The organism is Lentibacillus sp. (assembly GCF_035301675.1).
GTDB lineage: Bacteria > Bacillota > Bacilli > Bacillales > Amphibacillaceae > Lentibacillus.
Map to the genome: position 1 here is coordinate 1 of NZ_DATGTT010000058.1, position 20,011 is coordinate 20,011.

A 20,011-nucleotide genomic window follows, 5' to 3' on the forward strand; every position below is an offset into this window, starting at 1 on the left:
CCCCTCACCATATGTTGGTCGCTGCCGCAAATGTTTGTTGCCACAACTTTCAATATCACCCCGTGGTTGCACTTTCTGCCCACATTCAGCGGATTGACCCCTGGCCCGTCCCGCAAAACCAGATCGGGAAACCCAATGTCCTTGACCTCAACTTCACCCGGACCGACATACGCCACAGCTTTATTGGCTGCCAACTGAACCACTCCTTTAAAAGTAATAGTTGGTGACGAAAAGATCAGCTTGTGTTCATGAATGATAGATGATGGCCTTTTGTAGCTATTGGTTGGTAAAAAAGTTGTAGTGGTAACATTGTATTCCTGTTGATGGACATGTATGCCAGAAATTTGTGTGATGTTGCTTAAACTGCAGCGAGCGCGGTGAAGAAGAGGCTGCGGGCAGACGGGATACGATCCCTCTTTATATTATAATCGAAGGCTTTATGCAAAAAGGGGTGCCAGAGGCAGCAACACATGTGTAAAATTTTTTTCAAAAAAAATGCCCCTTATTAGGGCAGCCGAATCGATTGTAGTCATGAAGGAGGAAGAGGAGGTCTTAACGCTTTGTGGACTGAAGAGATGTGATGAAATGATATATTAATGATCAAAACTAATTATGTATGGATACCAAAGTATCTTGACCTAGCATTGTTGCGCAGCCAAAAATGGTCGTAAAATAGATGAAGAACGGGAGAACAGATCATGATAAGAAAAGGTTTAAAAGTGAAATATCGATAGAAAGATAGACAGCGGTTGATCATACTCCGGTGACAACAAAGGGCGGATTTTCTTCGTAATCGGTAAAAAATCAGACCGACTCAAAAGCTGTATTATAGTAGACTTTTGAGTCAGCCTTTTGTAAATCTGAAAACTTATTGTTCAACGTGTTTCTTAAATTCTTGGAACACGTTGCTTACCTCAGGGCCAATAACGATTTGCACGTGTTCATCATCAATCTTAACAACTCCGTGTGCACCTGTTTGTTTGATTTTTTCTTCATCTACAATTGTTGCGTCTTTAACAACGAGACGCAAACGTGTCATACAGTTTTCATAATCAACCAGATTATCTTTACCACCGATATTTTGTAATAACTTCTTTGCCATATATTCATAATGTCCATGACTCAATTCGAGTTCCTTTTCTTTGTCTTCTCGTTCTTCACTAAATTCTCTGTCGTCCTCTCTCCCTACAAGTTTAATATTTTTTTTCACAATAATGGTGTAGAAAGTAATATAGTATAATACACCGAATACGAGACCAACAGCGATTAACAACAATCCTCTATCAGAAAGCCCTAGGTTTAAAGCGTAGTCAATAACACTCCCGCCCCAAGAAAATCCGATTCGAATATCCAATAAATATAGTGTGGCTCCGGCCAGTCCCGCGTAGACTGAATGAATAAAATACAATAGCGGCGACGTAAATAAGAATGTAAATTCAACAGGTTCGGTCAAACCCGCTACAATAGAAGTTAAAGTCCCAGAGCTCATTAAGGCTTTTGTTTCTTCTTTTTTCTTTTTCTTGGCAGCCTTTGTAATTGCTAGAGCAATGGCGGGAACACCAAAAATCATGACAACGAAGAAACCGCCTAAAAAGTAACCAGCAGTTGGATCACCGTTAAGAAAACGAGTGATTTCCCCTGTTACAATTTCACCAGATTCTGTTTCATAACTGCCAAGTCCAAAATATATATACGTATTGAGTACATGGTGCAATCCAAACGGAAGCAAGAAACGGTTGAGAAAGCCAAAGATAAATATTCCCAATGCCCCTAATCCGGCTAATCCTTGTGCAAGCGAATCAATTCCCTGCTGAGCATATGGCCATAATAATGCAGAAATCCCTGTTACAGGTATCATTGTTACAATAATCATGGTGATTGGAAATTTCTCTCCGCCGAAGAAGGAAAACATATTCGGTAATCGAGTATCTTTAAATCGGTTGTAAATAAAGGCTGCGATTAATCCGGATAATACTCCGCCAAACACACTCATATCCAGATCCGGATTCATGATAGACAATCCTTCACTTAAAATAGATATCGCCAGATACCCGGTTAAAGCTGGAATACCCCTATCTTTTGTTTTAGCAAGCCCCATTGCAATACCGATAGCGATGAGAATATCAATGTTATTAAAAATTGCACCGGCAGCCTGAACTAAGGGCCAGTCAAGAAGATCTTCTGCACTAATACGGAACAATATTCCCGCTGCAGGAAGAGCCACTATCGGAAGCAGCATCGCCTTTCCCAAGTTTTGCATGAAATGTCTCATTATTATTCACCCCTGTTTTAAATCTTTATATGTGATTAATTGGAAGTCATCTGCATCCTTCAACTTTGCCTTTGTTTTTGAATGTGTAAGCATTTCCAATTCCTCTAGACGAGGTGTGGCATATGAGGAGTTTTCCATAATAAATTTGTCTAGATACGCTGGATGGCACATAATCTCAACCGTTTCCGCACCCTTGTAACGATCTAGTATTACCTCTGTATCCGCTAACATAATTTCTGGATTGTATTCAAATTGATCAGTTGTTATCAGATTTGTATCGGCAAATGCCTGATTGAAATTATTTCTGACGGGAAGATCATATTCTTTTGCTAACTTAAGGAACACAGGAAGCATTGGCTCTAAATTATTAATATGATGGTGGCTGTCTATATGAGTCGGTTTCAAACCGGAATCAAGGAAAGCCTCTATTTGGGCCTTCCATTCCTGATAAAGTTCATCCTGATCAACATGAAATTTTCCTTGATAATGATGTAGCTTTTTAAAGTTTCCATCCGCATCAACGAGGGTTTGATGATTGTCAAGTAACGGTTTGCCACACGTTAATGTAAGGTGCACACCTATTCCCAAATGATTGTATTCTTTTCCCAGTTTGTAAGCATGTTCTGCACCGGGCATGTTCGTCATTAATGTCGTCGACGTGAGAACTCCCTTTTTATGGGCATCTATAATGCCATAATTAACCGCTCTAGAATAACCGAAGTCATCTGCATTAATAATAAGCTTTAACATGTTTGTCCCTCTTTCTGAAAGATTATTTAAATAGAGGCCAGTAGTCTTTGTTAGCGTCAATCAGATCATCAAGCACTGCTTTAGCTGTCGGTGCATGCACGATTGTTCTGTTCAAGGTAAGTGCTTGCATGAGCTTGTTGTAGCTGCTTTCATAATAAGCTTCAACAATTAATTTTTCACTAGCATACTGGTTTTCGATGAGTCCTTTATAAAAAGTCGGGATGTCGCCAACTGAAAATGCTTTCGGTCCATGGTTAGTTAAAGCGGCTGGCACTTCTACAAGAGCGTCCGCAGGCAAGTTAGATATAATCCCGTTATTTTCAACCATAACGATATATGTTTCTTTTAAGTTAAAAACTAGAGAAGCCGCAGCCCGAATCATGTAAACACCGTGAATATCGGACTCAACATTTATATCCTTTGACGTCTGCTGTGAAATAATGTGATCGCATAATTCATGCACTCGCTTCTCTCTTCCGTTGATGACTTGTCTTGCCCGTGTATTATCGGGATGTTCTTTTTCAGCCAGGTCGTCCGGGTACAGATAGTACTGAAGATAGGTATTTGGCAAAAACTCCGGAAAGTCGATCAGCATTTGTCTGGCCTTCCTGAATGTTTGGATCCAGGATTCGTCATTTGCAATTTCTTTATCTGTCGGGAGAAAGTCATCATTTATAATTTTATCCTTAATTTCCCGGGTTAAATCATTGCCTTGTTTATCAAGGATTTTGCTGAACCATCCGAAATGATTTAGACCAAAGTATTCCGGTACAAGATCCCAGACATCTTTTTCAAGTAAATCGGCGTAACTTTTCATGATGGCAATCGGCATATCACAAATGTTAAGAATGCGCTCATCATCAGGGAATTCTTTTTTCAAAGCTAAGCCTACAATGGCCGCTGGATTCGTGTAGTTTAAAATCCAAGCATGTTTTGAATATGTCCGGATATCTTTGACTAATTCAATCATATCTGTGATGGAACGCAGTCCATACGCCATTCCACCGGCTCCACACGTTTCTTGGCCAACCACTCCATGCTTAATGGGTATCTGTTCATCAAGCTCACGCATGGCAAGTCCGCCTGTCCTGATCTGGACAAACGCAACGTCAACCCCGCTGAATGCTGTCTTCTTATCTGTTGTGTAGTTGAACGCTTCCAATTCAGGGTAGTGTTCTTTAAGAATCACCTTTGCTGCCTTGGCTATTTTTTCTTGACGTTCCCCGTTCGTATCGTAAAAGGTGATACTCTGCAGCGGAAAATTTTCCTTTTCCTCAACTAAACTCATGATTATACCAAGCGTATACGTACTTCCGCCACCGACAATGACTAAATTTTGTCTTTTCATCATGTAACCCCTTTCTCTTTGTTGTCAATACAAGTATAACTCAATTTATATAATATATCAATACAACTTCAATACAATTTTTGTAACCGGTATGAAAAAAGAATGAAATAATGGTATACTTTAAGATAGCCGAGGAAAGGAGGCAGTTAACATGTGGAATGAATCGATGCCATTATACAAGCAAATTGCGAATAAAATTAAAAATGATATTTCAAACGCTAAATTATCACCTGGGAACGCTATACCTTCAGAAACAAAACTGGCTAAGACATATGGGGTTAGCAGAGTCACCATAAGGGAAGCTATAAAACAACTTGTTGATGAAGACATCCTTTACCGTGTTCAAGGAAGCGGCACTTATATAAGTCATGGAAAAATAGAGCATAATATATTAAAACTGCAAGGGTTTACAGAAGAGATGAATAGTCTGGATAATAATCCATCGAACGAAATTCTTGAGTTTCAGATTATGCCCCCGCCCGAGGATGCTCAGACGTATTTGCATATGGATTTAGACAAAAAAGTGTATTACATTAAACGCCTACGACTTGCGGATTATGAACCGCTCATACTTGAAGAATCATTTTTGCCGGTAGATCTTTTCCCAGATTTATCCATTGATGTAATGAAACGATCGAAATACGAATATATCAGCGGAAAGGGTTATAAAATTGATAGACGTTACGGTAAACTTATACCGCGAATACCTCACAAAGAAATATTGAATTACTTTAATATCGATAAAAACGATCCTTTATTGTTTCTGGAAGCTTATTCAACATTTCAAAATGGAACTGTTTTTGAATATTCAAAAGTATATTTCCACCCGCATAAATATTCGTTCAAATTCATTTCATCCCGAAACGGTGATGACCAAATATATTAGCACATACCAGAAGTCACATTATTGGAGGATTAATCAATGCTTAAGAAATTATTCGGTAAAAAAGAAGCAGAAAAAGAGGTCGCTATTTTTGCACCATTAACTGGGAAAGTTATTCCTTTGGAAAATGTGCCAGATCCCGTATTTTCCCAAAAAATGATGGGAGATGGAGTCGCGATTGAACCCGTCATTGAAACAGTTTTAGCACCTGTTAAGGGGAAAATCGTACAACTATTTCAGACTAAACATGCGATTGGATTGGAAACCGAAAATGGTATGGAAATACTTATTCATATCGGACTTGAAACTGTTCGTCTTAATGGGGAAGGATTCATATCACACGTCCATGAAGGTGATAAAGTGAACCCAGGGGACAAATTAATAACATTTGAAATGAATATAATTAAATCTAAAGCAGAAAGTGTCGTTACACCGGTGATCATTACCAATACAGCTGAAATGCAACAAATAAATGTAACAGAAACTAAAGAAGTGACTGCTGGGCAGGATCACATTCTACTTGTGAGGAAATAAGTATTGAATCGCCGTATTTTTTAATGATGGAACTGCTATACAATAAAAAAACCTTTTTTATAAAAATGAGGGACGGATTGATTATTTATATCCATTTCCCATCTCAAAAAATCAAATCCTTGTCATCTTCAAAATCTGACGCTGACGGGATAACGGGACTGAGAGAAAAGATAACAGCCGATCAGAATTAAATGGAATGCAGATGTTTGGTAGTATTCTAAAGTTCTTCCCGGGTCGCTAACACCTCATTCGTTACATCTTAAACACGACGTTATAACACGAAAGTAATTGATGACAGATCAAAAAAATCGAGAGGAAAGGGGGATGCTTCCCAACTTTCCTCTCACTTCATCGTATGCACACAGATATTTGATTACTCAAATAAATGATATCGCATAGATTCCCTTAATGATTATCTAAAATCGCTACCCCATTTCACTCTGATCCGGCGATTCTGCCGCTGGCGCATCCACCGGGACAGCCTTCGTATAAGTCAATGTTTTACCGGTTATGCCTGCGATAATAGTCAGAACGAGACTTAGCAGACAGAAAAACGAAAATGGCAAATACTCAATCGTCGGCACGCCTAGGACACTGGTGATAAAGACACCGCATACGCTCCATGGAACGAGCGGGTTTATGACTGTCCCTGCATCCTCGGATACCCTTGATAAATTTTTATTAGCCAGGCCAACCTTCTGAAACTGCGGCTGGAATGTTTCGGCCGTTAAAAGAATAGACAGATACTGCTCGCCGACGAGTATGTTAACACCGATAGCATTCAGGGCTGAACCAATGATGACCGACTTGACCGTCCGCAGCATATTCTCAATCGAGGCGAACAATCTGGGCACAAGCCCGAGTTTAAACAGCAAGCCGCCCAGCCCTAACGCAAGCAAAATAATGCCAATTGTGGAAAACATACTCTCCAATCCGCCGCGTGTCAGCAATTCATCGATTTCTTCAACACCTGTCTCAGATACATAGCCTGAAAACAGGATGCCGAACAATTCCCCGACGGATGGCATCGCATGGACGAATGAAACAAGAATCGCACTGAATGCGCCGGCTGCAAGGGACAATAAGGCCGGAGCTTTAAAGATGGAAAAGACAACCAATACAGCGAGCGGGATGACCGCATTATACCAGTGAATCATGCCGGTATCCAACAGCCCTTGCTGATACAATGCCATATCGCCAAAGTCGGCTGCCGAGATTTCCGGTGACATAAAGCCGAAAATCACTAATGCCATCAAAAATGCCGGAACGGTTGTCCACATCATGTTTTTTATATGCTCAAACAGATCGACATCAAGAATCGTAGACGCCATATTCGTTGTATCGGAAAGCGGGGACATCTTATCGCCAAAAAATGCCCCTGATACAATTGCACCGGCGGTCATGGCAAGGGAAATATCCAAGGCCTGGGAAATCCCGATAAAAGCCAAACCGACTGTTGCCACTGTCGTCAGCGAACTCCCGACACAAACCCCTACAATAGCTGTAACGACCATGACGATGGCATAATAATAACTGGGTGACACCAATTCAAATCCGGCGTAAATCAGCGTCGGAATGGTGCCGCTATAAATCCAGGAGGCGATTAAAATACCGATCATAAAGAAGAGAAAGACAGCCCCCATTCCAGATGTAGCCCCTTCGGCAAATCCTTCTTGCAATTTGGCATAAGGAATATTTTTAATGATCCCGTAAATGATTAATAGCAGCAAGGCAATCGTTAAAGGAATATGCGGGGGTGCTTCAAAATAAATAATACTGACCCCTATCACAAAGATCACAGCCAGGATGATGATGACAGCCTCTGCCAAAGGGGGCATTTGCTCACTTTTTATACGAAACATCGGAACCTCTCCTTTTTTACTTTTAAACGAGTTCGATGAGCATTGATTGGGGCACCTCAAGCAATGCTTTCAATCGATTGGTGAATGCAATGGCCTTTCCGCCATCGGCCACCCGGTGGTCAAATGTGAATGTCACATTCATCATCGACCGGATGACAATGGTATCATTGTCACCGACAACAGGCATTTTTTTCGTTTTATGAAAGGCCATCAAGCCGACTTCCGGATAATTGATAATCGGTGTTGCTCCAATACTGCCCATCGGTCCGACATTGCTGACGGTAAAAGTGCTTCCGGTTATTTCTTTTGGTGTCAATTGATTTTCCCGCGCTTTTGCCATAAGCTCCTTCATTTCCTTATGGATAGCGAGAATGGACTTCTGATCCGCATGCTGAATCACCGGGACGATCAATCCTTCTTCTGTGTCTGCAGCTATGCCTATGTGCACGTTTTTTGCCAGCCGGATAACTTCTTTTTCTTCATCAAGTTGAGCATTGAAAATGGGATAATCTTGCAATGCGATGGTGAGCGCCTTAACGAAAAAGGCAGCGACTGACACATCCGCTTGGAGGTCTTTTCTGATTTCCAGTAGTTCGGTCATATCCATTTCTTCCATATGATGGACATGCGGAATGGTGTAGATCGATTGGGCCATTTTTTTGGCGATTTGCCGGCGGCGGCCTGTAAACGGAATAATGGCCTCGTCTATCTTGTCATCAGATGTCTGTTTTTCCTTTGCGGGGGCTGGTTTTGTTGCGTCTTCGGCAGCCATTGTTGCAGCCGCACTTTCTCCTGTTCGGGCAAACATCTGGACATCTTCGACCGTAACCCGTCCGTTTTTACCGGTCCCTTCGACCAATTCTATATCAACACCGAGTTCTCTCGCCACTTTTCGAGTATACGGGGCCGCAATAATTCGCTTCGGGCCGCTTACATGAATCGGCTTTTGCTTTGCCGATGACTGCCTGTCAGCACGATGGGAAGCGGGCATTCGGTGATTTGGCTGTTCTCCGGCTGGATGCTCTGTTTTTGGCGCGGTGTCTGCTGCTTCAATCGTGAGAATCGTTGTACCAACCGAAATGGTCGTTCCTTCCGCAATGAAAATGTCCTTGATCGTGCCTGTCACAGGTGCTGTTAACTCGGTCACCATTTTGTCTGTCTGCAATTCCACAATCGGCTCATCTTGTTCAACATGATCGCCTTCTTTTTTCAAATAGGTGAGGACCTCTCCCTCTGTCATCCCTTCACCAATATCGTGCAACTTTATCTCAACCAATAATGCCACCTCCTAAAAATGGATAACGCTGCGGATCGCCGCCATAACACGTTCCGGTGTGGGGAGATTGTGGTCTTCCAGCGCCCAGAATGGAACATGAATATCTGCCCCGGTCACCCGCTCAACCGGTGCTTTCATATATAAAAACGATGTATCATTAATAAGCGATACAATATCATTTCCGAGCCCGCCCGCAGCTGGCGCTTCATGAACAACGACACACCGGCCGGTTTTCTGCACCGATTCAGAAATAATATCTTTATCAAGCGGATAAAGTGTGCGCAAATCGATGACATCAGACGTGATGCCATTTTTCTCCGCCTGCTCTGCAGCTTCTTTCACAACGGGCACCATCGCCCCCCAGGCAATGATCGTGACATCGGCTCCTTCCTGCAGCAGCGTGCCTTTGCCGAGTTCAATGTCATATTTGCCCTCAGGCACCTCGCCGCGAAAAGCCCGGTATAACCGCAGCGGCTCCAGAAACAAAACAGGATCCGGATCTTCAATCGCCGCAATCAAAAGCCCTTTCGCTTCATATGGATTGGACGGGCAGACGACCTTGATGCCCGGCATATGTGTAAACAATGCTTCCATGCTGTCCGAATGAATTTCCGGCGCTCTCACACCTGCTCCGTAAGGCGTGCGGATTACCATCGGCACCGTAAAGGCACCCTTTGAACGATAGCGCATTCTTGTCGCATGTGTCATGATCTGATCATACGCCGGATAAATAAAGCCCATAAATTGGATTTCTGCAACAGGCAAAAGCCCGTTCATCGCCATCCCAATGGCCGTGCCGACAATGCCTGATTCACTTAATGGCGTATCAAACACCCGCTTCTCCCCGAACGTCGCTTGCAGTCCGTCTGTTGCCCGGAAGACGCCTCCATTTTTCCCGACATCTTCTCCGAACACGACAACATTCTCCCGCTCTTCTAGCATAGTCCGCAGGGCATCGGTAATCGCCTGAACCGGTGTCAGCTGATGTGTCTTTGTATGCATCACCATCACATATCCCCCCGCAGAAAATTCATATACGCTTCCTTTTGCTGTTCGATCGTCCATGTCGGCTCTTCAAACATATAATCATACATATCGCTGACATTGGCAGGCGGCATGGATTCCAGATCTTTCACTGCCTCGTCAATTTCTGCTTTGACCTCTTCCTCTAATGCTTTCGCCCATGTGTCATCCCAGTATCCGTATTCTTTCATAAATAATGCCAGACGCGTAATCGGATCATGGCGGCGGCGTTTTTCATTTTCCACTTTTTGGTCCCGGTACTTTGTCGGATCATCTGCTGTCGTATGGGCTCCGTAGCGCCATGTCACCGCTTCAATGAGCGTCGGCCCGCCTCCGCTTCGCGCGCGCTGTAATGCTTTTTTCGTTTCAAAGTACACAACAAAAATATCGTTTCCGTCAATTCGTATCCCCGGGATGCCATAGGCGAGAGACTTCTGAGCAATCGTTTCGGAATGCATTTGTTTCCAAATGGGAACAGAAATGGCGTACTGATTGTTTTGGTTAAAAAATACGACAGGCGCCTGAAACACGCTGGCAAAGTTCAAGCCTTCATGAAAATCGCCTTCAGACGTTGCCCCGTCACCGAAATAAGTTAGCACAGCCTGAGTTGATTCCTTGTATTGATTCGCCATAGCCGCCCCTGCAGCGAGCGGCAGCTGTGTCGCAATCGGCACCGATGGAGGAACAATGTATTTGCCCTCTGGCGGCACGTGTCCTTCCAATCGCCCATTCCATGAGGATAAAATATTGTAAGATTTCCCGAAAGTTATACTGGCCGCATGGTCCCTGTATGTCGGAAACATCCAGTCATCTTCGCGCAGAGCCAGGGCGCTTCCGACTTGTGCTGCTTCCTGGCCTTCAAAGCCGGGATATGTCCCGATCCGGCCCTGGCGCTGCAGATTGATGACTTTCCGATCAAATGCCCTCATGCATACGAGCTGGCGGTAACATGTCCGCGCGAAATCTTTATCGATCTGATCAGTATAAGCATCATCGGTCATTTTCCCGTTTTGGTCCATGATCCGGATGACAGGGAACGCGCGCTTCATATCTTGTACCACGTTATCACCCTTTCAAGTTATGTTACTCGCGGATATGCCATTTTGGCCGGCGTGTCCGGGTATAGAAGTTATTGCGGCTCTGTTGTTCTTTGATGACCCGGCGAACTTTTCTGCCGGCAGCTTCTGCGGTTGTCACACCATCCGTTTCCGCCTGCTGATAAATGTCGAACAGCATGCGGTAAATGGCTTTTGTCTTAACAAGGACCCGCTCGGGATCCGGACCGTACAATTCATCAGCCACCTGAATCAGCCCGCCGGCATTGACAATATAATCCGGCGCGTATAAAATGCCTTTTTCCTGAAGCTTTTCGGCATGGCCGGGTGTTTGCAGCTGATTGTTAGCCGAGCCGGCAATCGCTTTAACCTTGAGCTGATCAATCGTCTGATCATTGATAATGGCGCCCATGGCACAAGGAATAAAGACATCTGCCTCTGTCCTGTAAATGTCGCCGCGATCAACACTGTATACATTTCCATTTGTCTTTGCTGCCTTTTCCTTGATGATTCTCACCCTGTCGGGGTTCAGATCCGTTACATAAATTTCAGCTCTGGCTTCAAGCAAATGGAAAGCGACCTTGCAGCCCACTTTTCCCAGCCCTTGAATGGCATACGTTCTCGTTCCCAAATCATGACTGCCGAAAAGATATTCAAGAGTCGCTTCCAAGGCGTGAACAACACCTTGTGCGGTCGAAATCGATGAATCGCCGCTTCCGCCATACACTTCAGGGATTCCATTGATGAAGTTGGTTTCTTTCAGTGCCTCCACAAAATCATCGGTCGTTGTGCCCATGTCTGTCCCCGTGTAAAAGCGCCCGTTCAAGGAATCGACAAACTGGCCGAATGCCCGGAATAAGGCAGACGATTTGTCATGTTCCGGATTGCCTATAATGACCGCTTTTCCGCCGCCAAAATCAAGACCGGCCGCTGCACACTTATGCGTCATGCCTTCCGACAGCCGAAGAACATCTTCCAGTGCCTCATCAACAGATTGATACGGATACATCCGCGTTCCGCCTAATGCCGGTCCTAATGTTGTATCATGGATGGCGATAATCGCCTGCAGCCCTGTGGCCGGGTCATTGCAAAACATCACTTGTTCATGGTGAGCCATTTGTTCAAAAATATTTTTTTCTTGCTGCTTGTCTGCCAGCTGCTTCATAAACCACTCCCCCTTATATTTTTTTATGAAATAAAAACTCCCGTTTCCTCTGCAGAGCATGTTTAAAAAGGACAGCTCGCTTAATCCCGCCCTCAACTATGATACCGGTTTCATTTTTGCCATCGCTGCTTTGTTTCGGACGTTTTCGATGATGGATGAAGCGCTGCTGTTCCTTGATTGGCTGTCCATCTGCCCGCCTCTTAACACATGCGCATAACCTTCATTCATCACCGGCAAACAACCTGCAGGATGTAGTCATTTTTCAACCCCTAAAAGTATTGAAACAATTTTGTGAACACATCCGGATACAGGGTGTACTACGTCGTATACCGCGTATGGATATTATTCTTTTTCCATGTCGGCTGCTGAAACTCGTATAGTTCCAGCGAAAGCGCTAAATAGCGTTTGTCGTAAAGCAGCCTGAAATGGTCTTTCACCGTTTTAAACAGATCGTCGCATATCTTATGTTTATCTTCTTCGGTGCGGCCCTTTCCCAGTTTTAGTGTCACATGCACAAAAGCATCATCAGACGAACCGTCAGCAACGACATAATCCGTTAACATCATCGCCCGGCTGCGCAGTCCTCCCGCCGGGATTACATCACGATGGGAAAGTAGTGTCTCGTTCATCTTTCGCAGCAAACCCGGCATGTCTGCTTCGGCTTGAATATTGTCTGTATATTCAATATATAGATGCGGCATTTTGCCCGTCACCTGCTTCTTCATACACGTCCTCGCCAACAATCGTACTAGCCAGCCGGCCGATGCCTTCGATTTCCGTTATCACTTCATCGCCAATGGCCGTATCAACGGAACCTTTAGGTGTCCCTGTTAAAATAATATCGTTCGGACCGAGTGTCATAAAGCTGCTTAAAAATGCGATTAAATCCGGTATGCTAAACACCATATCAGCTGTTGTGCCTTCCTGGGTCAGTTCGCCATTTATATACGTGCGCAATGTTAAATTCATCGGATCGGCTATATCGTCTTTATCCACCAGCCACGGCCCGATCGGTGTGCAAGTATCGCGGTTTTTTGCCCTTAAGTTCGGACGGTAGTAATTTTCCAGATAATCACGAATGACATAATCATTCGCAATGGTATAGCCTGATACGTAATCATACGCATCTTCTTTTTTCACATTTCGGGCTGTTTTGCCGATCACAACAGCCAGCTCGCATTCATAATGCATAAACTCAGTATGGCTCGGCCGGTATGTATATCCGCGATGGCCGATGAATGTATTAGGTCCTTTTAAAAAGACGAGCGGTTCTTCCGGGGCGGAAAAGGACAGTTCCTTGGCATGGTCAGCATAATTCAAACCTAGTGTGAACACTGTGCGCGGCTGGACAGGCGGCAGCCAGACGACCTCATGTTCCAGAGCGGTGCGGCCATCATGGAGTTTAATTTTTCCGTTCTGTTCCACAGCATCATGGATTAGCCCGCCAAAAGCGACACGTGCATGTTTCATATAACAGCCCCTCCTTGTATGCGGCTTTCACGTATGATGGTATTTTCCAGCACACCGACGCCGGTGATGTCAATTTTGACACGATCGTTTTCCCGGGCAAGCGGCGCGTTTTCCGGGACACCGGTGCAAAACACGTCCCCTTCATACAGCGTCATAAATGCGGTCACGTCTTCGATGAGCTTTCCGACAGAGCGAATCAAGTTTTGTGTGTTGTTCTCCTGCCGCAGCTCGCCGTTGATATAAACACGAATGTCCAGGGCGTCCGGATCAGGTATAGCTTCCCGCTCGGTAATCCAGGGGCCGATCGGACAAAAGCCGTCTCTTGCTTTTTCTTTGACTGCAGGGCGATACACGCTTTCATGGGGGATCGTTACATCATTTACGACTGTATATCCTCGGATATATTCCATTGCCTCTGATGCTTTCACCCGGGATGCCGTTTTGCCGATTACTACTCCAAGGGATGCCCCCATCTCCAGTCTGGATACACCGGCTGGAAGCGGAATCGCCGCATGAGCGCTGGTGTATGTATTTTTAGGTTTGATATATAAAACGGGTTCCTTTGGCGGCGCTTTATAAGGATCCTTATGCATAGCCGGCTCGAACGCTTTAAAAGCGCCTTGATAGTTTAAGAGCGTCCCGTAAACTGTTCCGGATACAGGCACATCATAGGAAAGCTCCTCTGTCTTGTATTTTTTTCCGTGAATGACAACAGTCTGACCCTGCTCAGTTACCGTACCTGCAACTGTTTGACTGACACCGTGCAAGTTCATTGTTACATGGCTCATATCAGCTCACTCCCCTATTGTGATATCACACATCATGCCAGACAGAAAGACCAGTGTGACGGCTGGTCTATGGCCAGGGGCGGATATTGTCTGTCATCAGATGGCAATATCCGCGCCGGCTTAGACCTGTCACGCATGTTCTAGCGCCCGGTAATTGCCATATTGTCCTTGATAAAATGTCAGCGGACGGCCATCCCTTAAATTGATTTCCAGCACTTTTCCAATAAATAAAGTATGATCGCCGACGACATAGGAATCGTACACGTCACAAACGACCGTAGCCAGTGAATCCCGGACAATAGGCATGTCATTGATCAGATCAAATTCCACACCATCGTCTTTCTCTTTTTGACCGGCAAAATGCATGGAAATATCCTGTTGTTCTTCGCCGAGTATACTAACCGCAAACCGTCCGGAATGGTGGATTTTATCAAGCATGGTCGCTCTGTTGTCAACGGAGATGGTAATTAACTTTGGATTCATTGACACGGACATAAAAGCATTCGCCGTCATACCGTGGACATTTTCCTCTGTCTTCGTTGTAACAACGGTTACACCCGTTGCAAATTTGCCCATTGTATTACGAAAGGCTCTATCATCCATCCTAACGCTCCTTTCCACATTTTGATGAACCGAAAAAGAACACACATCTTTCCGCCATACTATTCATATCTTATGGGAGAGCTGTCCGGCTGGACACTGTTTTTTCAAGCCATTGCCGTCTGCCGGCGGCAATGGCTATTACGGGCTAATGTCAACTCTTGAACATGCTGCGAAACACGAATTTTTATTTAGAAAAGATTCGTCCGGACAATAGCGCCCTCGGACGCTTGAGCGCTCGCTCTGCTGATCTTAAATGACGAAATCCGGTTTTCGTTTTTTCCAAAGTGGCTTCGGTTGTCGCCACCATTTCACCTGATGTGAAATCAACAAATCCCATCGCCTCATCAAACCAGCTGTCCGGCGCTTCGTGTCCCCAGAATGTGGCACGCTGCGGATCATCCAGATCCCAGCGAACAGGTTCAAAATCCGGATCGCCTGTGAAATAGTCGCCCGTATACAGTTCAATCCGGTTGCCGTCCGGATCGCGGAGATACAAGAAGAAGGCGTTGGATAACCCGTGGCGTCCCGGGCCGCGCTCAATATTTTTGGCATAGCCCATCGATGCAAGCACATCGCACGCATGGATAATGCGCATCGGGTCGCTCAGCCAGAATCCGACATGATGCAGACGCGGCCCCTTACCATTCATAAACGCCACATCGTGAACAGACGGCTTGCGGTACAGCCAGGCTGCCCAGATACGGTCATCTCCTTGAGTCGTTGTATACTCGGAAACGCGATAGCCAAGGTCATGAATATAAAAATCATATGCCTTCTGGACATCAGGCACCATGCAGTTGAAATGGTCAATCCGCTGCATGCATGCCCCTTTGTACAAGTCAAAACGCTGCAGTGCCCGTTGGACCGTATCCATTTGGCAGAAGAATTCAACAGGAATACCGGACACATCCGCTACGCGAAGCGCACGTCCGACAGCCCGCTGACTGCCGGCCTCCATCCACTTCACCGGCATCCCTTTACGGGTAAAAAATGCTGCCAGTTCATCCAAATCTTGTTCCCGGGCTACTTTATAACTGATAACTTCCACACCAGGTGTTTCTGCTTTCTTCAGCACATAGCAATGATGGCTCTGTTCTTCCAGCCCGCGCAGATAAACATGCTTATTGTCAGCTTCCGTTTCAATGAAACCTAAAGCGTTTACATAAAAATCCCTCGCAGCCGCTAAATCCGTTACACGTACAATCGCTCGTGCCGTCCGGATAATATTGAAAGTCTCCGTCACTGATTTTACCCCCCTACGCTTTGATCAAGCCTGGTTTGGATACGTTTTGGCGGTCAAGAAATGCCCGGACCTTTTCCTTATAGGATTCTTTATCATACTTATCAAAATAAGCCATTCCCATTTTGACCGGATCACCGAAGAAATAATATTCATAATGCGTCTGGCGGTTGCCGAATGCACTCATCGTTAAATCCCAGGCTAAGCGGAAAATCTGCACACGTTCATAGCCTTCTACATTTTTGCCTTGCATGGCCCGGTGCAAAATCGGCCCGATTTCTTCATGATGAAAGTCTGCATGTGTCGGGATGCCCATCAAGCCTGATGCGCCGAGAATCCGGACAATCTCCGCCAGCCGCGGATAAATGCGCGGATACCAGTTTCTCGCTGCATCCAGCGCTGCAAAGTCCGGTGTCATGACACCCCATTTATCGAGTGATGCATTATGCTCGGCTCTGTACAGATGGGATTTCATCGTTTCCAAAGTCAGCATGATTTCTGTTCCTTTGTCTTTGACATGCTGGAACCCGTCAATGCCGATGGATTCCATTAATGTCAGCACAACACCTAATATGAACTCTGTTTTGGCGACGTTTTTCGCCACAACCTGGTGTGACATATGCACAACAGCATTTGTCTCGCCAAACGCGCGGTTGCAGATGGAAGAATTGCCGCAAATGAAGACACGGTCCCAAGGGACAAGCACATTGTCGAACGAAACAATCGTATCGCCTTCTTCAAATTGCGCACTCAGCGGATGATCAAATGCGTTATCACCGCCGACAAACGCTTCGCGCGATAAATATTTCAGACCAGGTGTGTTATTCGGAAGGGCAAACGCCAGGGAATACGGGTCATCCGATACATCCGCTTTAATAACGGTTGACGGGAACACAAGAATCTCGTCTGTAATACCGCCCTGTGTCGCAAGCAGACGGATGCCATCTACAATAATCCCCTCATCCGTTTTCTCGACAAGATGCAGCGCCACGTTCGCATCTTTCTGTTCTGCCTGCATTTTTGCCCGGTTGACTTGCGGATGGATTAACGTATGCGTCAGACTTAAGTCATTCTCACGCGCATATTCGTAATACCTGCGTGCGTTTTCCGCAAACATCGGATCGCCCTCTGCATAAAAATCGGCTGCAGCGCCCATAGCCATGACATCCGCGTTCAAGTAGTCAGGCGAGCGGCCCATTAACCCTCCCGTATATTGCTGCCATTCCATGATCGCTTCACGGCGTGCGATTAAATCATCCACCGTTTTCGGCACCATAAATGTCTTGCTGACTGGATCCCCCGTTGTCGGGGACGTATAGAGCATTTTCTCCGGCTTTTCATGCTGAATATCATATAATTTAGCCATGGATTGAACAACACCCTTAAAGGCCGGATGTTCTGTGACATCATCAACACGTTCCCCGTGGATATACACGTTATTATGAGCTTCTTTCAGTCTATTAATATATTGCTGGCCTGTTTTGGCACCCATGATTTCTTCCTCCTTACAAAATCCATTCACATTTTAAATTTATTTGATTACTTTTTGCCAAACTGCGGAATATGATGGTCCGTCAGGGCAACATGAATGATTTGTGTTTCTGTATAAAAATCAAATGCATAATGCCCGCCTTCTCTGCCAATTCCGCTCGATTTGGAACCGCCAAATGGGGTCCGCAAATCGCGCACATTTTGTGAATTAATCCAGAACATGCCAGAATCAACTGCTTGCGCCACACGGTGTGCACGCTGAATATCCCGTGTCCATACATAGCCGGCAAGACCATATTTGACATCATTAGCCAGTTCAATCACTTCATCTTCATCTTTAAATGACATGACCGCCAGCACAGGGCCAAAAATTTCTTCCTGGGCAACTGTCATATCATTCGTCACATCCAGCAGTAACGTGGGCGGAATAAAATTCCCGCGCTTAAACGCATCAGCAACATGGCCGCTATAAATTGTCGCTCCTGCCTCTTTAGCCATGTCAAGGTAGCGCTGTACATTTTTAAAATGTGTCGTGGAAATGAGCGGACCTACTTGTGTAGCGTCATCCATCGGGTCGCCGACAACGATACGGTCCACGCGTTCTTTAAGAGCCTGAACAAATTCGTCATAAATATCGGCATGGAGGAACAAGCGGGAATTGGCTGTACAACGCTCGCCGTTAAACGAGAAAATGCCCCATGTACAAGCATCGAGCGCGCGGTCAAAATCCGCGTCATCAAAAACGATGATCGGTGATTTTCCTCCCAGCTCCATAGATGTGCGCTTTAGAGTATCAGCACCATTTTTCATAATGTCTGTGCCTGTCTTCGTCTCGCCCGTAAAAGAAATAAGCTTCACATCGGGATGGGCAACAAGCGATGCCCCTGCTGTCTCGCCGTATCCGTGCACAATGTTGAAAACACCTGCCGGCAGCTCAGCTTTATCGATGATTTCCGCCAATCGGTTAGCTGTGATCGGCGACCATTCCGCCGGTTTCAACACAACGGTATTTCCTGTTGCCAGCGCCGGCGCTAATTTCCATGTCTCCAGCATGAACGGCGCATTCCACGGCGTAATCAGCCCGGCAACACCGACGGGTTTCCGGACGGTATAGTTGATGAATTCATCATCCACCTGGTATGCTTCTCCTGCCATGCGTGCAGACACCATTTCGGCATAGAAACGGAAATTATTGGCGGCCCGGGCTACCATTTTCCGCGTCTGGCTGATCGGCAATCCTGTATCATATGACTCTAACGGTGCAATTTCTTCAATATGCTCATCAATGATGTCTGCAATGTTGTTGATATATGCGAGACGCTCTTTCACTTTCAGCCTTCCCCACGGCCCTTTAAAAGCTCGATCAGCTGCCTCGACCGCTTTATCAATATCCGCCTCTTCTCCCTCAGCCACCTGATTTATCACATCATTTGTAAACGGATTCATATTTGCGAATGTTTTACCAGATGCGGCATCAACAAATTCACCGTTAATATAATGCTTGATGTTTTTAACGTTTTGTTCAATAATCTGCTGTTGCTTGGCCTGTACTGTCTGACTCATCTTATTCACTCCTTTGAAAGGTCTCCAAAGCCTCTGATCACACTCATTCTCTATGGGGTAACGAATGCTTTCAGCTCCGATTCAGCATAATAATTTTTTAAAACGTCCTGGATTTCTTCTTGCAATTCTGGCGTCGGAACGTCCATCGGCAGGCGTAATGTCGGATTAATTTTACCTAACATGCCGAGCGCTGCTTTGGCCGGAGCAGGGTTTGTATCTTTAAACAGCACATCATTAAGCGGCATTAACTCATAATGCAAATCCTGCGCCCGTTTGAGGTCTCCTTCATTCCATGCATTATGCATTTCAGCCACCTTTGCCGGTGCAACGTTGGATGTTGCGCTGATTGAGCCGGATCCGCCGATAGCAAGCATCGGATAGCAGAGTAATTCAATTCCAGAAAATAACATAAAGTCCCTGCCGCAATTTAACAGCACACGGTTAACATGCTCGAAATCCTTATTGGATTCTTTCACACCGATGATGTTCGGACAGTCCCGATTGAGTTTTGCAATCGTTTCCACTTCTAAGTTGACTGCAGTTCGTCCGGGTATGTTGTATAGTATGATTGGAATATCGTTGGTATCGGCAACGGTTTTGAAATGTTTATATAGGGCTGCCTGATTTGGTTTATTGTAGTAAGGAACGATCACGAGGGCTGCATCAGCGCCGATGGCAATAGCTTTTT

19 protein-coding genes and 1 pseudogene are annotated in these 20,011 nt (G+C 45.3%); 2 read left to right on the forward strand and 18 right to left on the reverse strand.

The features are described 5' to 3' along the window. The 4 genes and pseudogenes from VK097_RS10250 to VK097_RS10265 form a co-directional block, all read right to left on the reverse strand. Nucleotides 1–194, reverse strand: a pseudogene (locus VK097_RS10250) (formaldehyde dehydrogenase, glutathione-independent); the annotation flags it as partial. Between the two features lie 674 nt (nt 195–868). After that, nucleotides 869–2,272 carry a PTS transporter subunit EIIC gene (locus VK097_RS10255; RefSeq protein ID WP_324211714.1) on the reverse strand — a complete coding sequence of 468 codons (1,404 nt, stop codon included), beginning with the start codon at nt 2,270–2,272 and terminating at the stop codon, nt 869–871. Between the two features lie 6 nt (nt 2,273–2,278). Next, nucleotides 2,279–3,022, reverse strand: a complete 744-nt coding sequence (gene chbG / locus VK097_RS10260) for a chitin disaccharide deacetylase (protein ID WP_324211715.1) — start codon at nt 3,020–3,022, stop codon at nt 2,279–2,281. Nucleotides 3,023–3,044: 22 nt separating this feature from the next. Next, entirely contained in the window at nt 3,045–4,370 is a 1,326-nt protein-coding gene (locus VK097_RS10265; RefSeq protein ID WP_324211716.1) for a 6-phospho-alpha-glucosidase, read from the reverse strand. 151 nt (nt 4,371–4,521) lie between these two features. Here VK097_RS10265 and VK097_RS10270 point away from each other — a divergent pair, with 151 nt between their 5' ends. Together VK097_RS10270 and VK097_RS10275 are read left to right on the forward strand one after the other, a co-directional pair. Beyond that, the gene (locus VK097_RS10270) at nt 4,522–5,256 is read left to right on the forward strand and encodes a GntR family transcriptional regulator (protein WP_324211717.1); all 735 of its coding nucleotides are present in this window, start codon (nt 4,522–4,524) and stop codon (nt 5,254–5,256) included. Between the two features lie 36 nt (nt 5,257–5,292). After that, the gene (locus VK097_RS10275; RefSeq protein WP_324211718.1) at nt 5,293–5,787 is read left to right on the forward strand and encodes a PTS sugar transporter subunit IIA; all 495 of its coding nucleotides are present in this window, start codon (nt 5,293–5,295) and stop codon (nt 5,785–5,787) included. A 425-nt stretch (nt 5,788–6,212) separates the two neighbouring features. On the opposite strand, the gene nhaC is transcribed toward VK097_RS10275, so the two are convergent. The 14 genes from nhaC to dapA all read right to left on the reverse strand — a co-directional run. Next, nucleotides 6,213–7,649: a Na+/H+ antiporter NhaC gene (gene nhaC, locus VK097_RS10280; protein WP_324211719.1), complete on the reverse strand. Its 1,437-nt coding sequence runs from the start codon at nt 7,647–7,649 to the stop codon at nt 6,213–6,215. A gap of 22 nt (nt 7,650–7,671) precedes the next feature. Then, nucleotides 7,672–8,925, reverse strand: a complete 1,254-nt coding sequence (locus tag VK097_RS10285; protein ID WP_324211720.1) for a dihydrolipoamide acetyltransferase family protein — start codon at nt 8,923–8,925, stop codon at nt 7,672–7,674. Between the two features lie 12 nt (nt 8,926–8,937). Further along, nucleotides 8,938–9,933 carry an alpha-ketoacid dehydrogenase subunit beta gene (locus VK097_RS10290; protein ID WP_324211721.1) on the reverse strand — a complete coding sequence of 332 codons (996 nt, stop codon included), beginning with the start codon at nt 9,931–9,933 and terminating at the stop codon, nt 8,938–8,940. Continuing rightward, entirely contained in the window at nt 9,933–10,997 is a 1,065-nt protein-coding gene (gene pdhA / locus VK097_RS10295) for a pyruvate dehydrogenase (acetyl-transferring) E1 component subunit alpha (RefSeq protein ID WP_324211731.1), read from the reverse strand. The genes VK097_RS10290 and pdhA overlap by 1 nt, the downstream gene beginning before the upstream one ends. A 34-nt stretch (nt 10,998–11,031) precedes the next feature. Continuing rightward, nucleotides 11,032–12,168 carry a Leu/Phe/Val dehydrogenase gene (locus VK097_RS10300; protein ID WP_324211722.1) on the reverse strand — a complete coding sequence of 379 codons (1,137 nt, stop codon included), beginning with the start codon at nt 12,166–12,168 and terminating at the stop codon, nt 11,032–11,034. Nucleotides 12,169–12,264: 96 nt separating this feature from the next. Further along, the gene (locus VK097_RS10305) at nt 12,265–12,399 is read right to left on the reverse strand and encodes a hypothetical protein (RefSeq protein ID WP_324211723.1); all 135 of its coding nucleotides are present in this window, start codon (nt 12,397–12,399) and stop codon (nt 12,265–12,267) included. An 86-nt stretch (nt 12,400–12,485) separates the two neighbouring features. Further along, nucleotides 12,486–12,869: a 5-carboxymethyl-2-hydroxymuconate Delta-isomerase gene (locus VK097_RS10310; RefSeq protein ID WP_324211732.1), complete on the reverse strand. Its 384-nt coding sequence runs from the start codon at nt 12,867–12,869 to the stop codon at nt 12,486–12,488. Then, nucleotides 12,850–13,638 carry a fumarylacetoacetate hydrolase family protein gene (locus tag VK097_RS10315; RefSeq protein ID WP_324211724.1) on the reverse strand — a complete coding sequence of 263 codons (789 nt, stop codon included), beginning with the start codon at nt 13,636–13,638 and terminating at the stop codon, nt 12,850–12,852. Before VK097_RS10315 ends, VK097_RS10310 begins: the two co-directional genes overlap by 20 nt. Continuing rightward, entirely contained in the window at nt 13,635–14,426 is a 792-nt protein-coding gene (locus tag VK097_RS10320) for a fumarylacetoacetate hydrolase family protein (protein WP_324211725.1), read from the reverse strand. Before VK097_RS10320 ends, VK097_RS10315 begins: the two co-directional genes overlap by 4 nt. Before the next feature lie 129 nt (nt 14,427–14,555). Next, nucleotides 14,556–15,029, reverse strand: coding sequence for a flavin reductase family protein (locus tag VK097_RS10325; protein ID WP_324211726.1), 474 nt, complete (start codon nt 15,027–15,029; stop codon nt 14,556–14,558). Nucleotides 15,030–15,213: 184 nt separating this feature from the next. Beyond that, complete coding sequence (gene hpaD, locus VK097_RS10330) at nt 15,214–16,272, reverse strand: 3,4-dihydroxyphenylacetate 2,3-dioxygenase (protein ID WP_324211727.1); 1,059 nt, start codon at nt 16,270–16,272, stop codon at nt 15,214–15,216. 13 nt (nt 16,273–16,285) lie between these two features. Continuing rightward, nucleotides 16,286–17,761, reverse strand: a complete 1,476-nt coding sequence (hpaB, locus tag VK097_RS10335; protein WP_324211728.1) for a 4-hydroxyphenylacetate 3-monooxygenase, oxygenase component — start codon at nt 17,759–17,761, stop codon at nt 16,286–16,288. 47 nt (nt 17,762–17,808) lie between these two features. Next, nucleotides 17,809–19,323, reverse strand: coding sequence for a 5-carboxymethyl-2-hydroxymuconate semialdehyde dehydrogenase (gene hpaE, locus VK097_RS10340; RefSeq protein ID WP_324211729.1), 1,515 nt, complete (start codon nt 19,321–19,323; stop codon nt 17,809–17,811). 50 nt (nt 19,324–19,373) lie between these two features. Next, a partial coding sequence (gene dapA, locus VK097_RS10345; protein WP_324211730.1) for a 4-hydroxy-tetrahydrodipicolinate synthase occupies nt 19,374–20,011 on the reverse strand: 638 nt, incomplete at its 5' end.

Excerpts from the sequence above, each read along its gene's own strand:
- VK097_RS10275 (WP_324211718.1), top strand. The coding sequence starts at position 5,293 with ATGCTTAAGAAATTATTCGGTAAAAAAGAAGCAGAAAAAGAGGTCGCT.
- VK097_RS10300 (WP_324211722.1), bottom strand. The coding sequence starts at position 12,168 with ATGAAGCAGCTGGCAGACAAGCAGCAAGAAAAAAATATTTTTGAACAA.
- VK097_RS10290 (WP_324211721.1), bottom strand. The coding sequence starts at position 9,933 with ATGGTGATGCATACAAAGACACATCAGCTGACACCGGTTCAGGCGATT.
- VK097_RS10320 (WP_324211725.1), bottom strand. The coding sequence starts at position 14,426 with ATGAGCCATGTAACAATGAACTTGCACGGTGTCAGTCAAACAGTTGCA.
- chbG (WP_324211715.1), bottom strand. The coding sequence starts at position 3,022 with ATGTTAAAGCTTATTATTAATGCAGATGACTTCGGTTATTCTAGAGCG.
- VK097_RS10265 (WP_324211716.1), bottom strand. The coding sequence starts at position 4,370 with ATGAAAAGACAAAATTTAGTCATTGTCGGTGGCGGAAGTACGTATACG.
- hpaE (WP_324211729.1), bottom strand. The coding sequence starts at position 19,323 with ATGAGTCAGACAGTACAGGCCAAGCAACAGCAGATTATTGAACAAAAC.
- pdhA (WP_324211731.1), bottom strand. The coding sequence starts at position 10,997 with ATGAAGCGCGCGTTCCCTGTCATCCGGATCATGGACCAAAACGGGAAA.
- hpaB (WP_324211728.1), bottom strand. The coding sequence starts at position 17,761 with ATGGGTGCCAAAACAGGCCAGCAATATATTAATAGACTGAAAGAAGCT.
- VK097_RS10255 (WP_324211714.1), bottom strand. The coding sequence starts at position 2,272 with ATGAGACATTTCATGCAAAACTTGGGAAAGGCGATGCTGCTTCCGATA.
- VK097_RS10315 (WP_324211724.1), bottom strand. The coding sequence starts at position 13,638 with ATGAAACATGCACGTGTCGCTTTTGGCGGGCTAATCCATGATGCTGTG.
- VK097_RS10325 (WP_324211726.1), bottom strand. The coding sequence starts at position 15,029 with ATGGATGATAGAGCCTTTCGTAATACAATGGGCAAATTTGCAACGGGT.
- VK097_RS10310 (WP_324211732.1), bottom strand. The coding sequence starts at position 12,869 with ATGCCGCATCTATATATTGAATATACAGACAATATTCAAGCCGAAGCA.
- nhaC (WP_324211719.1), bottom strand. The coding sequence starts at position 7,649 with ATGTTTCGTATAAAAAGTGAGCAAATGCCCCCTTTGGCAGAGGCTGTC.
- VK097_RS10270 (WP_324211717.1), top strand. The coding sequence starts at position 4,522 with ATGTGGAATGAATCGATGCCATTATACAAGCAAATTGCGAATAAAATT.